This is a genomic window from Labrys sp. WJW, from assembly GCF_001676615.1.
Lineage (GTDB): Bacteria > Pseudomonadota > Alphaproteobacteria > Rhizobiales > Labraceae > Labrys > Labrys sedimenti.
Window position 1 is genome coordinate 46,188 of the sequence record NZ_LYXZ01000011.1, and the last position, 12,105, is coordinate 58,292.

General features: G+C 64.1%; 14 protein-coding genes. 5 read left to right on the forward strand and 9 right to left on the reverse strand.

Translation table 11 applies throughout. The features are described from left to right. Nucleotides 1–43: 43 nt before the first annotated feature. The 3 genes from BA190_RS07035 to BA190_RS07045 all read left to right on the forward strand — a co-directional run bounded on the left by BA190_RS07035 (nucleotide 44) and on the right by BA190_RS07045 (nucleotide 3,946). Nucleotides 44–1,810, forward strand: coding sequence for an acyl-CoA dehydrogenase (locus BA190_RS07035; RefSeq protein WP_068284633.1), 1,767 nt, complete (start codon nucleotides 44–46; stop codon nucleotides 1,808–1,810). A 12-nt stretch (nucleotides 1,811–1,822) separates the two neighbouring features. Then, complete coding sequence (locus BA190_RS07040; protein WP_068284634.1) at nucleotides 1,823–2,686, forward strand: NAD(P)-dependent oxidoreductase; 864 nt, start codon at nucleotides 1,823–1,825, stop codon at nucleotides 2,684–2,686. Between the two features lie 324 nt (nucleotides 2,687–3,010). Further along, complete coding sequence (locus tag BA190_RS07045) at nucleotides 3,011–3,946, forward strand: histone deacetylase family protein (protein ID WP_068284636.1); 936 nt, start codon at nucleotides 3,011–3,013, stop codon at nucleotides 3,944–3,946. Nucleotides 3,947–4,261: 315 nt separating this feature from the next. On the opposite strand, the gene BA190_RS07050 is transcribed toward BA190_RS07045, so the two are convergent. The 4 genes from BA190_RS07050 to BA190_RS07065 all read right to left on the reverse strand — a co-directional run bounded on the left by BA190_RS07050 (nucleotide 4,262) and on the right by BA190_RS07065 (nucleotide 6,264). Continuing rightward, nucleotides 4,262–4,900 (reverse strand): hypothetical protein, encoded by a 639-nt coding sequence (locus tag BA190_RS07050; protein ID WP_082979532.1) that lies wholly within the window; start codon nucleotides 4,898–4,900, stop codon nucleotides 4,262–4,264. A 109-nt stretch (nucleotides 4,901–5,009) separates the two neighbouring features. Further along, complete coding sequence (locus tag BA190_RS07055; protein ID WP_068284643.1) at nucleotides 5,010–5,270, reverse strand: hypothetical protein; 261 nt, start codon at nucleotides 5,268–5,270, stop codon at nucleotides 5,010–5,012. Between the two features lie 86 nt (nucleotides 5,271–5,356). Beyond that, the gene (locus BA190_RS07060; protein WP_202908434.1) at nucleotides 5,357–5,782 is read right to left on the reverse strand and encodes a TIGR02301 family protein; all 426 of its coding nucleotides are present in this window, start codon (nucleotides 5,780–5,782) and stop codon (nucleotides 5,357–5,359) included. After that, nucleotides 5,779–6,264, reverse strand: coding sequence for an NUDIX hydrolase (locus BA190_RS07065; RefSeq protein ID WP_245314604.1), 486 nt, complete (start codon nucleotides 6,262–6,264; stop codon nucleotides 5,779–5,781). The genes BA190_RS07060 and BA190_RS07065 overlap by 4 nt, the downstream gene beginning before the upstream one ends. Here BA190_RS07065 and BA190_RS07070 point away from each other — a divergent pair. Together BA190_RS07070 and BA190_RS07075 are read left to right on the forward strand one after the other, a co-directional pair. Then, the gene (locus tag BA190_RS07070; RefSeq protein WP_068284644.1) at nucleotides 6,263–6,892 is read left to right on the forward strand and encodes an SOS response-associated peptidase; all 630 of its coding nucleotides are present in this window, start codon (nucleotides 6,263–6,265) and stop codon (nucleotides 6,890–6,892) included. The two genes, BA190_RS07065 and BA190_RS07070, sit on opposite strands and share 2 nt — an antisense overlap. A gap of 210 nt (nucleotides 6,893–7,102) precedes the next feature. After that, entirely contained in the window at nucleotides 7,103–7,432 is a 330-nt protein-coding gene (locus tag BA190_RS07075) for a hypothetical protein (RefSeq protein ID WP_068284645.1), read from the forward strand. Between the two features lie 11 nt (nucleotides 7,433–7,443). On the opposite strand, the gene BA190_RS07080 is transcribed toward BA190_RS07075, so the two are convergent. The 5 genes from BA190_RS07080 to BA190_RS07100 all read right to left on the reverse strand — a co-directional run bounded on the left by BA190_RS07080 (nucleotide 7,444) and on the right by BA190_RS07100 (nucleotide 11,973). Then, entirely contained in the window at nucleotides 7,444–8,475 is a 1,032-nt protein-coding gene (locus BA190_RS07080; RefSeq protein ID WP_068284646.1) for a D-alanyl-D-alanine carboxypeptidase family protein, read from the reverse strand. A gap of 107 nt (nucleotides 8,476–8,582) precedes the next feature. Further along, a complete protein-coding gene (locus tag BA190_RS07085; protein WP_068284648.1) occupies nucleotides 8,583–9,299 on the reverse strand; it encodes a 3-keto-5-aminohexanoate cleavage protein in 717 nt (238 codons plus the stop codon). Between the two features lie 14 nt (nucleotides 9,300–9,313). After that, the gene (locus tag BA190_RS07090) at nucleotides 9,314–9,919 is read right to left on the reverse strand and encodes an NAD(P)H-dependent oxidoreductase (RefSeq protein WP_068284656.1); all 606 of its coding nucleotides are present in this window, start codon (nucleotides 9,917–9,919) and stop codon (nucleotides 9,314–9,316) included. A gap of 1 nt (nucleotide 9,920) precedes the next feature. Then, nucleotides 9,921–11,339 (reverse strand): FAD-binding oxidoreductase, encoded by a 1,419-nt coding sequence (locus tag BA190_RS07095; RefSeq protein WP_068284658.1) that lies wholly within the window; start codon nucleotides 11,337–11,339, stop codon nucleotides 9,921–9,923. A 115-nt stretch (nucleotides 11,340–11,454) separates the two neighbouring features. Then, nucleotides 11,455–11,973 (reverse strand): gluconokinase, encoded by a 519-nt coding sequence (locus BA190_RS07100; protein ID WP_068284662.1) that lies wholly within the window; start codon nucleotides 11,971–11,973, stop codon nucleotides 11,455–11,457. Between the last annotated feature and the right edge of the window lie 132 nt (nucleotides 11,974–12,105).

Sequence of the window (12,105 nt, forward strand, 5' to 3'; positions counted from 1 at the left end):
TCCGTCAAGTTCGAAGGCGCGCAATGGAGTTCAAGAACCAACAATGACCTATCAAGCGTCTGTCGCCGACATTGCCTTCTCGCTTCGTCACGTCGCTGATGTCGATGCGCTGCAGAGCGAGGGATTGTTCCCCGACGCAACGCCGGACCTGGTCGACACCATCCTGGAGGAAGCCGGCCATTTCGCGACCGATCGCATTGCTCCGCTCAATCGCGAGGGCGACCGGGTCGGCGCCCGGCTCGAACAGCAGGGCGTGGTGACCGCTCCGGGTTGGCGGCAGGCCTATGCCGACTGGAGTGGCGGCGGCTGGAATGGCTTGGCGGGACCGGTGGAATTCGGCGGCCAGGGCCTGCCCCTGCTGCTCAACGCCGCTTGCTTGGAAATGTGGAACTCGGCCTCGATGGCCTTCGGCATCGGCCCCGTGCTCACCATGGGCGCAGTCGAGGCCCTCGCCGCCCATGCCACGCCGGAATTGCGCGAAACCTATCTCGCCAAGCTGGTCAGCGGCGAGTGGACGGGGACGATGAACCTGACCGAGCCGCAGGCCGGCTCCGACCTCGCCGCCCTGCGCAGCCGCGCCGAACGGCGCGACGACGGCAGCTATCGCATCTTCGGGCAGAAGATCTTCATCACCTATGGCGATCACGACCTGACCCCCAACATCGTGCATCTGGTACTTGCTCGGCTTCCCGACGCGCCTGCAGGCACGCGCGGCATCTCGTTGTTCCTGGTGCCGAAATATCTGCCCGATGCCGAGGGCAATCCGGGCCGGCGCAACGACGCCTTCTGCTCGGGGCTCGAGCACAAGCTCGGCATTCACGGCTCACCGACCTGCGTGATGGTGTTCGGCGACGAAGGCGGCGCTGTCGGCTATCTCGTCGGTGAGGAGCACAAGGGCCTGGCCTGCATGTTCACCATGATGAACAATGCCCGGCTCGCCGTCGGCCTGCAGGGGGTTGCCATCGCCGAACGCGCCTATCAGCACGCCCTCGCCTATGCCAGGGAGCGCCGGCAGGGCAAGAGCCCGCTCTGGCAGAATGGCGGCATGAGCCCGATCATCGAGCATCCCGACATCAGGCGTATGCTGCTGGAGATGCGGGCCAAGACCGTGGCCGCCCGCGGCATCTCCTACCTTCTTGCCGCAGCGATCGACCGTTCCCATCACGAAAGCGAAGTCGACAGGCGTAGACAAGCCTCCAACCGTGCCGCCTTGCTGACGCCGGTGGCCAAGGCCTTCTCGACCGATATCGGCAACGAGGTCGCCTCCCTCGGCGTCCAGGTCCATGGCGGCATGGGCTATATCGAGGAGACCGGCGCCGCCCAGCATTTCCGCGATGCCCGCATCGCCGCGATCTATGAGGGCACCAACGGCATCCAGGCGATCGATCTCGTCACCCGCAAGCTGCCGCTCGAAGGGGGCGCCGTCGTCGGCGGCTTCATCGCTGAGTTGCGGGAGACCGTCGCGGCTGTCGCGGCCAGCGAGCGCCTCGCCTCTCTCGCACCTCTGCTGGGACGTGCCATCGACGCGCTGGAGCGCGCCACCGCCTATATGCTGGCGCCGCGTGAGCGGCCCGAGGACGTTCTCGCCGGCGCCACACCCTATCTGCGCGTCTTCGCTATCGCCGCCGGTGGGGCCGTGGTGGCGAAAGAAGCGCTCGCGGCGGCTGCCATCGATCCGCTCGACCCGGCCAATCGGCTGCGCATCGACACCGCGCATTTCTACGCCACGCAGATTTCGCCGCAGGCCGAGGGGCTCGCGGAAAGCGCGGTTAGCGGCTACGTTGCCGCCGGACTCGAAACCGTTCTCTGACAGGACTCCTGAATGTCGCTTGCCAACAAAACCCTGTTCATCACTGGCGCCTCGCGTGGCATCGGGCTCGCCATCGCGCTGAAGGCGGCCAGGGATGGCGCCAACATCGCCGTTGCGGCCAAGACCGAAACCCCCCACCCCAAGCTGGAAGGCACCATCTATACGGCCGCCGAAGAGATCGAGAAGGCAGGCGGCAAGGCCCTGCCGCTGGTGGTGGACGTGCGTGACGAGGACAGCGTCAAGGACGCTTTCGCCAAGACGGCGGCGCAGTTCGGCGGCATCGACATCGTGGTCAACAACGCCTCGGCCATCCAGATGACCAAGGCCGCCGACACCGAAATGAAGCGCTACGATCTGATGAACCAGATCAATGCGCGCGGCACCTTCCTGGTCTCGAAGACGGCCCTGCCCTATCTCGAAAAGGCCGAGCAACCGCATATCCTGATGCTGTCACCACCTCTCGACATGAAGGAGAAGTGGTTCGCGCCCCATACCGCCTACTCGATCGCCAAATACGGCATGAGCCTGGTGGTGCTTGGCCTTGCCGGCGAGACGCGCGACCGCATCGGGGTGAACGCCTTGTGGCCCCGCACCACCATCGCCACGGCCGCGATCAAGAACATCCTCGGCGGTGACGCCCTGATGCGCCGCTCGCGCAAGCCGGACATCCTGGCCGATGCCGCCTATCGCATCTTCCACAAGCCGGTCAGCTTCACCGGCAACTTCCTGATCGACGACACCTTCCTCTATGGCGAGGGCGTCACCGATTTCGAAGCCTACCGCGCGGTCCCGGGCGAAACCCTGGCGCCCGACTTCTTCGTGCCCGACGATTCCGTACCGCCCCCCGGCGTGGTCATCGGGGAGGCCATGCACTAGAGCATCGCGCCGAAAAGTGGGTACCGGTTTTCGGCAAAAAAGATGCGACAACAAGGAATTACCGCATCGAGCCTGATTCAGAAATCAGGTTCGATGCTGTAGAACAAAGCGCAGTCGCGCGTGAGCGCCTATTTGCTCAAGAGCAAAGCGCGTTTAGACGGAAACGCTTGTTTGCTCTAACTCTTTGGTTCGACGCGTCTTTGCGATTCTTGGTGATTCCACCAAATCGCAAAACGCTCCAGTCCTTCATTTCGACGCGTCCTTGTGGTTCTTGCCGATTTCGGCACATCGCAAGACGCCATAGGTCGCAGGGAGATATCCGGCATGACGACGCTGTTGGTCACGCACCCGGCCTATGCCCGCCACGAGACGCCGCGAGGCCACCCCGAGCGGGTCGACCGTATCCTGGCGGTGGAAGCGGTGCTGGCCAATCCCCTGTTCGATGGGCTGGAGCGCGTCCAGGCGCCGGAGGCCTCGATCGAGATGATCGAGGCCTGCCATCCGCGCGCCTATATCGACACCTTGCAGCGCCTGAGCCCGCATGACGATGAAGGATTGGCCCAGCTCGACGGCGACACCTCGATGTCATCGGGCAGCTTCGAAGCTGCGCTGCGCGGTGCCGGCGGCGCGACGCTGGCGGTCGACCATGTCATGACCGGCAAGGCCAGGAACGCCTTCAGCGCTTCCCGCCCGCCCGGCCACCATGCCGAGCCGCAACGGGCGATGGGCTTTTGCCTGTTCAACAATGTCGCAATCGCCGCGCGCCATGCCCAGAAGACCCATGGTGCCGAGCGGGTGGCGATCCTCGATTTCGACGTGCATCACGGCAACGGCACCCAGGCGATCTTCTGGAACGACCCCAGCGTACTCTATGCCTCCACCCACCAGATGCCGCTCTATCCCGGCACCGGCGGCCCCGGCGAAACCGGCGAGGCCGGCACCATCGTCAATGCCCCGCTCAGGCCCGGCCAGGGCGGCAGCGAATTCCGCGAAGCCATGCAGAGCGTGATCCTGCCGCGCATGCAGGAATTCGCTCCGGATCTCATCCTGATTTCGGCCGGCTTCGATGCCCACGAACGCGATCCGCTCGGCGGGCTCAATTTCGTCGAGGAGGATTATGCCTGGGCAACCTCGGTGCTGATCGATCTCGCGGCCAGGACGGCAGGCGGGCGCATCGTCTCCGTGCTCGAAGGCGGCTATGATCTGACCGCCCTCGCCCGCTCCAGCGCCGTGCATGTCGCCACCTTGATGCAGGCGTAGGAATTATCGCGGATATGTCCTCTGTCATACCAGAGTGCGGAAAGAATGATCCGTCATTGCGAGCGAAGCGAAGCAATCCAGGAGCTTGAAGGCATAGAATTTACGGCTCCTGGATTGCTTCGCTTCGCTCGCAATGACGGAATTGGTGAGTCAATCTCTATGCAGGCTGATATATTCGCGAACGGGTAAATCGCCTACCCAAACGCGCGGGCGGCATGGAGGGTCGATCTCAGGATCGACCGCCTTCATCTCCGTTTCACGCGCCGTTTCAAGAATGGTCGATCTGAAGATCGACCCTCCTCCTGCAAAGGAGAATCAATCCCCGTCCTCGAAGAACTGCCACTTGCCCTGCGGGCTGATGCCGAGGCGATAGAAGGAATAGACACCCTTGTCCTGCATGTCCTGGAAATCGCCGGCGGTGATCAGGCGGAACAGCTCGACCATCTGCGGGCCGGTCAGCTTGTTGAGGGGATAGCGCGCGAAATAGGGCCAGACATAGGCCTCCTGCGGCGTGCCGACATCGACATGGACATAGCCCGCCTCGAGCACGTCATCCATGATGGCGAGGATCTCCCGCCCCTTCGGATCACCGGCCAGGAGCTTCAGCGTCGCGATTGGATCGTCGCTCTCGCCGCCGGGCAGATCGGGATTGCCGCCATTGGCGGCGAAGATCGGGCGCAGTGATTCAAGTTCGCCCGTCTTGATCGCCGTCAGCAGTTTCTGCCTCAGTTCCTTCACCTGTGCCGGCAGGTCGGCGTCGCCATAGAAGACCTGGGGCGTAGCCTGGGAGGCTGCACTGTCGTCGTTTGCGGGGGTGGTAACCGTCACCGTGGGGGTCTGCGTGCTGACGGGCGGAGACGAGCCCGGCGCATTCTTGGTCGTGTCGTTGGCCGCCTGCGACGGCACGGCGCCGAGCAGGGTGGCTGCGAGAGCGGCAAGGGTTATCAGGCGCATGGGCGGCATCAATCCGGGATCAGGCGAATCACGGCATTCGCTGGGCAATAGCCTAGCCACAGCCGCGTCCGATTGCGAGCCTTCCCGGACTCTCGCCGCCCGTCACATTCTATTGATGGGTTCCCTTGACCGTGAACTCGCCATTGCGCACCCGCTCGGGCAGGCGCTCGGCAAAGCGGGCGACGGGTTCTTCGCCATAGGTCGCGACCAATTCCTTGAAGGCAGCAAAAAGAGCCGCATTGGCCACGCAATCGCCGTCGATGCCATCGAGAATGGCCTCTTCCCAGGCCTGCAGCAGATAGTCGAGCGCTGCCCGCCGGGCATCGTCTGCGGCGAATTGCTGTTTCAGATGGGTAACGCGATCATACATGACAAAATCCTGCCGCGGCGATGGCTGCGGGCGAACCGGACCATAGCATGCTGGTGTCCCAGGAATAGACACTTCCAAATTAATCGTTAACGGCCGTAACGCGCTTCCAGTGCCTTGATGATGCTACCGCTCTCATCGAGATAGAGGCGGATCACCGAGCCGGCGGCCTCGTTGCAGCTGCGATAGCTCTCGCTGAAACTGCGATAGCCGCGATTGAAGGCACCGGCAAAGCGCGCCTTGGCGGTCTCATCGAAACCCTGTGCCTCGGCCAGGGCGTTCATCTTGTCTCGCCAGGCCGGTGCATCCGCAAAGCCGCACAGGCCGCGCAGATAGTGCAAGGCCCCCATCAGTTCGGCGAGCCGCAGCAATTGCGGTTCATAGGGGGCGATCTGCGGAGCCGCCGGCGCCGGCGTTGGCTGTACCGGCTTGGGCGGCGGCGTCTGCGCGCAGGCCGCCGCCACCATCGTTCCAAACGCCAGCAGGGCGGCCGGCAGGACTTGGCGGCCGCTCACAGCATCCTCCTGGCAGCGGCAACGATATCAGCCAGTCCGTCGGTCAGCGGCAGGCCGTCGAGGGTGACAGGATCGGCCCAGCGAAAGCTCAAGGTTTCCTCGCTGAGCCGCGGCTCCCCCTGCGCCGAACGCCCCACGAAGACCGCCACCACGAAATGGCGCTGCACGCCTCCCGCTTCATCGCGGCTGATTACCTCGTGATGGCGGACGAAGCCGGTGATCTCGATCTCCAGACCGGTCTCCTCATGGACTTCCCGCCTGACCGCCGCTTCCAGGTTTTCACCCAGTTCCACCACACCGCCGGGCAGCGAGAACAGGCCCTGGCCCGGTGCTCGCGCCCGCTCGCCCAGCAACACTCTGCCGTCGCGGAAGAGAGCGATGCTGGCTGCAAGAATCGGTCTGGCGGGATAGGATCGCGGCGCTTCCGTCATGGCGCCACTATTGGCGGCGGCGCCCTGCCCCGCAACCCCTTTCGAGGTCATGACCGGCCGTTTTGCGCTCACCCATTCGCCACGAGAGGTGCGGGACTGGTTCGGCTATGTCGAGGAACCGGATTTCCCGCCGCGCGCGAATATCGCGCCGAGCCAACCTGTTGCCGTCGTGCATGCCGACTTCTCGGCCCGGCATTTCACTCTCATGCGATGGGGCTTCATCCCCGCCTTCATCAAGGATACGGCCGGCTATCCGCTGCTGATCAACATCCGCTCGGAGACGGTGCAGGAGAAGCCTTCCTTCCGCAACGGCTTTGCGCGGCGACGGTGCGTGATACCAGCGGACGGCTTCTACCAATGGCAGAAGCAGGGGCGCACGAAACGGCCCTATCTGCTGCGTCGGCCCGGCGGCGGCCTCATGGCCCTGGCCGCGATCTGGGAGACTTGGTCGGGCTGTGACGGCAGCGAGATCGACACGGTCGGCCTTCTTACCACCGATGCCAGCGGCACGCTGGCGGCGCTCGGCGACCGCAGCCCGGTGCTGATCGAGGCCGATGCCATGGCCTTCTGGCTCGATCCGCTGACCAAGCCAGGAGAAGCAGCCGCCCTGCTGCGGCCACCGGCCGCCGATAGGCTCGAACTGGCGCCGGATGCACCGGATCTGAAGCACGGTCTTTGAACCCCTGCCATGCCGAAGCCTGACATGACGCATGTTCAAATTCTTAGCGAAATCTTGTGAGAGAGGACGGTTTCCTGTTCGACGAGATTCGATCCCTAGAGCAATGCGCGTTCAAGTGTGAACGCCCATTTGCTCTGGCTCCTTGGTTCAACGCGTCTTTGTGATTCCTGGCGCAACCGCCAAATCGCAAAACGCTCTGAAGGAAAAACGATGATGAAGACCCTAAAGCGTTTTCCAGAAAAGTTGATAGATTTTTCGATTCAGAAAGCGCGTCAAAACAATAAGTTGGAGAAAAAGTGCGACTCGAGAAAATCGCGCTTTGCTCTATCCGCAACCCTCGCGCTTGCGGCCGCAGCGACCCTCGCCGGTTGCAGCGCCGGTGTCAGCGTCGGCAGCGCGACCTACAGCGCCGATGAGCGAGGGTCGACCTATTGCTCACGCAGCGTCGGCGCCAGCATCGAGGCTCCCGACGCAAGCGGCAGCGGCGTGCATCGCCAGCGCGGCTGCGTGACACGGCCTGCCGACGGCAGCGAGGACTGAACCTCGCCGCATCATCCCCGCTTCGGTTTGGCGGAGGTCGAGGTTTTCTCGGGCTTGGCGGAGCTGGGGGTCAGCCAAGTCGTGATCGGGTGTACCTTCTTGGCGGCCTCGGCCTGCGCGAGATAGCTGGTCTGCCCAGGCAGCCCCATCGGATAGGCGGCATCGCGCATTCGCTCATAGTCACGCGTTTGCTCGCCGCATTGCTTTGCCCGCATATCCGGAGGGCTGCGCTTGATGTCGTTGGCCAGGGCGGAGAGCGTTGTGTTGCCGGATGAAAGCTCGCCGGAAAACGCCTGGGTCAGATACATCGCGGCCCGTTCATTGCGTTCGCGCTCGGTTGTCGCGCCCATCACGACCACCATGACCTGCCTCCCGCCTCTTTCGGCGAGAGCGACCACATTGTTGCCCGATGCGCACAGATAGCCCGTCTTCAGGCCTCTGGCACCGTCAAAGCGGGTCAGCAACGCGTTGTGGGATTCCACAGTCTTTCCGTCGATGACGACAGCCGACGTCTCGAAGAAACGGCGATATTGCGGGAACTGCCTGTCAATGGCGATGCCAAGCAGCGCCATGTCGCGCGCGGTCGACTTTTGCCGGCGATCGAACAAGCCGTTCGGATTCACAAACCGGCTGCCCGTCATCCCCAATCGCCTGGCGGCATCGTTCATCGCCTTGACGAAAGCTTCCTCCGACCCCGCAACCTGCTCGGCGATCGCCATGGCGACATCGTTGGTGGAGCCCGATATGACGGCGAAAAGAGCGTCCTCCAGCGTCATGGTGCTGCCGGCGTGGAGGCCCGAGTCGAGGAACTTCTGGCTCGCCGCATGCTTGGAAAGCACCACCGGCGTCTCCAGCGACACACGCCCGGCGCGAATGGCCTCAAAGGTGACGAAGGCCGTCATCAGCTTGGTCGTCGAGGCCGGAAACCAGGGACGCCCTGCCTCCTCGGCATGAAGCACCTGATCATTCGCGACATCGACAACGAGGATGGGCGTCGCATCCGACGCGCGCGCAGGGCCGTGAAGCGCCAAAATCAGCGCCAAGCATCCGAGACTCTTCCAAAACATCCTATCCATATCCCTTTCGGCCGCCGAACGGCCCAATCAATGAAGCGTTTCTATGACGTTCGCGTCCGATTCTTTTGCAGCATTCACGACGAGGCACGCGCCACCGCGGTTTGCAGCAGTTCGGCATTGTCGGCAGCCCTGGTCCCATCGGGCAGATCGGCGCCGTCCTCCAGGCCGATGCGGCGGTCGAGACCCAGGCGGACGGCCTCGTCATGCATCGGCCATTGGGTCAGGTCGCTGCCGTGCAGTTGGATCGGCAGGCCGAGATTGGCATGGCGCAAGACGGCCAGGATCTCATGGGCGACATGCAAACCGGCCGCCATTTCCTGCTCCTCGATCTCGACGAGCACACGCAGGCAGCGCTCGGCGGACGGAAGCGCGACCAGGCGCAAGGCGTCGGTGACGGTGGCCAAACCCGCCTCGATGCCGATGCGGAACTGGATCATCAGCGCCATGATCTCCGGCGCATCTTCCTCGCTGAGATTGACCGAAACATAATCCGGCAGGGTCCGCCATTCGCGCATCGGCGCCTGGCGCGAGCGCCCGACCGGCGGAATCGTCCACAGGGTCGAGATGCCGACGGGCACGCCCGGCACGCTCGCGCGGATCGCTTGCAGGGCTGCGGCGACATCGGCCGGCTCCAGGCTCTGCTCGCCATTCTGTCCACGGGGATGGACATGCAGTTCCTCGGCTCCGGCTGCAATGGCCGCCTTGGCATCACGCGCCAGTTCGGCCGGCGTGCAGGGTAGTGCAGGATGGAAATCGCGGCTCCTGCTGCCGTTCAGGCAAGCTTGCAGCATCGTCCTCTTCCCGATCATACCTCCACGGCGAGATCCCGCATCTGCAGCGCCAAGACCTTCGCATCCGCGAGCCAGCCGGCCCGATCGGCCGCAGTGCTGGTGGCGATCACACCATAGAGCGCACGCCGGACGTGACGGACGCCACAATAGCGCAAAATACCTTCCCGCCACATGCGATCGAGCGGATCGCCGAAAACGGCCTGCTCGCGGTCCAAAGGCGTATTGCCGGTGTTGAGCACCAACGCGGCGCGCGCCCGCAGGAGGCCCTGCGGCACGTCACCCCGATCATCCCCCTTGGCAAAGCCATAGGCGGCGCCCGGCGCGAAGACCCGGTCGATCCAGCCCTTCATGATCGCAGGCGGCGCGCCCCAGCAATTGGGATGGATGACCGCCATGAGATCACACGACTGCAGCTCGGCGATATGGGCCTGCACAAGGGCATCCCGGCTCGGATGGCCGCGAGCCTCCTCGGCGGTCAGCAGCGGGTCGAAGCCCTCGGCGGACAGGTCGCGGTAGGCGACCTTGCAGCCGGCCTCCTGCCAAGCCCCTCGCACCGCCTCGGCCAAGGCGTGGTTGAAACTCGCCGGTGCGGGATGGCCGATGACGACCATCGCCCGCATGTCAGAGCACCTTGCCGGGATTCATGATGCCTTTGGGATCGAACGTCGCTTTGATGGCGCGCATCATCTCCAGTTCCACCGGGTCCTTGACCCCTGGCAGCAACTTGCGCTTGGCTTGGCCGATGCCGTGCTCGGCCGAGATGGAACCGTGGAACTCGGCGACGATGCCGTGGACGATCTCGTTGGTCTTTTCCCACTTGTCCAGGAAGGCCTGCTTGTCACCGCCCACGGGCTGCGAAACGTTGAAGTGGATGTTGCCGTCGCCGAGATGGCCGAAGGGCAACGGACGTGCGCCCGGAATGAAGGCCTCCACGGCAGCGATGGCCTTGTCGAGGAAAGCCGGCACCAGCCGGATCGGCACTGACACATCATGCTTGATCGAGCCACCCTCGAAGCGCTGGCTTTCCGACAGCAATTCGCGCAGGCGCCAGAAATCGGCGGCCTGTTCGAGCGAGGCGGCGATCACGGCATCGCGGGCGTAGCCCTGCTCATAGGCCGTCATCAGCATCGCCTCCAGCGCCTCGTTCACGCCGCCCTCGGCGGAGTTGGACACTTCCAGCAGCACATACCAGGGATAGCTGCCCTCGATCGGATCACGGGCATCGGCGACGTGGCGGATGACGAAATCGATGCCGATGCGCGGCATGAGTTCGAACGCCGTCACGGTGCCGCCGCCGTTCTCCCGGGCGACGTTGAGGAGCGCCAACGCCGCGGCCGGATTGTCGACGCCGATGAAGGCCGTGCCGACGGAGCGCGGCCTGGGGAACAGCTTCAGCACCGCCGCGGTGACGATGCCGAGCGTGCCCTCGGCCCCGATGAAAAGGTTCTTCAGATCATAGCCGGTGTTGTCCTTGCGCAGATGGCGCATGCCATGCCAGATCCGCCCGCCCGGCAGCACGACCTCCAGGCCCATCACCAGGTCGCGCGTATTGCCATAGGCGATCACGCCGGTGCCGCCTGCATTGGTGCCGATATTGCCGCCGATGGTGCAGCTCCCCTCCGATGGCAAAGTGAGCGGGAAGAAACGCCCGGCCGCCTCCGCCGCCTCCTGCACCCGCTGCAGCGTCACGCCGGCCTCGACGTCGATGGTGTTGCTGTCGGGATCGACGGCACGAACCTTGTCCAGCCGCCTGAGTGAAACCAGCAGCTCATTGCCTTCCGCGTGCGGAACCTGGCCGCCGACCAAGCCAGTATTGCCGCCTTGCGGCACGATCGGCGTATCCGTCTCGTCGGCAAGCCTGAGGATGGCGGCGACCTCCCCAACCGTGCCAGGCAGCAGCACCAGCGGCGTCTTACCGTGATAGCGGTCGCGCCATTCCTTCAGGAAGGGCTGCTGGGCATCCGCATCGGCAATGGCGTAGCGCTCGCCGACAAGGGCGGCGAAGCGTGCAAGGAGTTCGGGAGAAAGCTGAGCGGACATGGAAGGAGTATCCTGGCTAAGGCGTTTTGCGATGGGTGAACGCAGCTGGAATCACAAAGACGCGCCAAAATGAGGAGTCGGGGCAAGGCACGGTCACACTTGAGCGCGCTTTATCCTAGTGGGCAAGCTGGTGGAGCGCGTTGGCGACGATCGCGTCGGGTTCCGCCTCGATTAAAACACTAATCGGCGCCTCGTCGGCACCCGGTGGTTCCAGCGTGGCGAACTGGCTGGCAAGCAGGCTCGGCGGCATGAAATGATCCTTGCGCTTGGCCAACCGGGCCGCGATCACTTCGGCACTGCCTTCGAGAAAGACGAAGCGGACATCCGCATACCCATCCCGCAGGGCATCGCGATAGGCGCGCTTGAGCGCCGAGCAGGCAACCACGCCATGCTGCCCCGCCCCTCTCAGCTCGGCGATCCAGGCGGCGATGGCCGCGAGCCAGGGCCAGCGGTCCTCGTCCGTCAGCGGAATACCTGCATGCATCTTGGCGACATTGGCCGGCGGATGAAAGGAATCACCATCGCGGAAGGTCCAGCCAAGTCGCAACCCAAGCCGCTCGCCGATGCTGCTCTTGCCGGCACCGGAAACGCCCATGACGATGAGGGCAGTGGGAAGAGGCGAGACTAAAGTCATGGCATTTCATCCGCAGGCGATTGAAGCACTCCCTTGGTAAGGGAGAGGCCAAGGGAAACGCAAGGGATGACAGGCGGTATGTGGTGTGCCGGTCTTCAGACCGGCATGTCCTCGACCGTTCGAAAAATGCCG

Coding starts and splice junctions, on each gene's coding strand:
- BA190_RS07035 (WP_068284633.1), top strand. CDS start 44: ATGACCTATCAAGCGTCTGTCGCCGACATTGCCTTCTCGCTTCGTCAC.
- BA190_RS07040 (WP_068284634.1), top strand. CDS start 1,823: ATGTCGCTTGCCAACAAAACCCTGTTCATCACTGGCGCCTCGCGTGGC.
- BA190_RS07045 (WP_068284636.1), top strand. CDS start 3,011: ATGACGACGCTGTTGGTCACGCACCCGGCCTATGCCCGCCACGAGACG.
- BA190_RS07050 (WP_082979532.1), bottom strand. CDS start 4,900: ATGCGCCTGATAACCCTTGCCGCTCTCGCAGCCACCCTGCTCGGCGCC.
- BA190_RS07055 (WP_068284643.1), bottom strand. CDS start 5,270: ATGTATGATCGCGTTACCCATCTGAAACAGCAATTCGCCGCAGACGAT.
- BA190_RS07070 (WP_068284644.1), top strand. CDS start 6,263: ATGACCGGCCGTTTTGCGCTCACCCATTCGCCACGAGAGGTGCGGGAC.
- BA190_RS07065 (WP_245314604.1), bottom strand. CDS start 6,264: ATGACCTCGAAAGGGGTTGCGGGGCAGGGCGCCGCCGCCAATAGTGGC.
- BA190_RS07075 (WP_068284645.1), top strand. CDS start 7,103: ATGATGAAGACCCTAAAGCGTTTTCCAGAAAAGTTGATAGATTTTTCG.
- BA190_RS07085 (WP_068284648.1), bottom strand. CDS start 9,299: ATGCTGCAAGCTTGCCTGAACGGCAGCAGGAGCCGCGATTTCCATCCT.
- BA190_RS07090 (WP_068284656.1), bottom strand. CDS start 9,919: ATGCGGGCGATGGTCGTCATCGGCCATCCCGCACCGGCGAGTTTCAAC.
- BA190_RS07095 (WP_068284658.1), bottom strand. CDS start 11,339: ATGTCCGCTCAGCTTTCTCCCGAACTCCTTGCACGCTTCGCCGCCCTT.
- BA190_RS07100 (WP_068284662.1), bottom strand. CDS start 11,973: ATGACTTTAGTCTCGCCTCTTCCCACTGCCCTCATCGTCATGGGCGTT.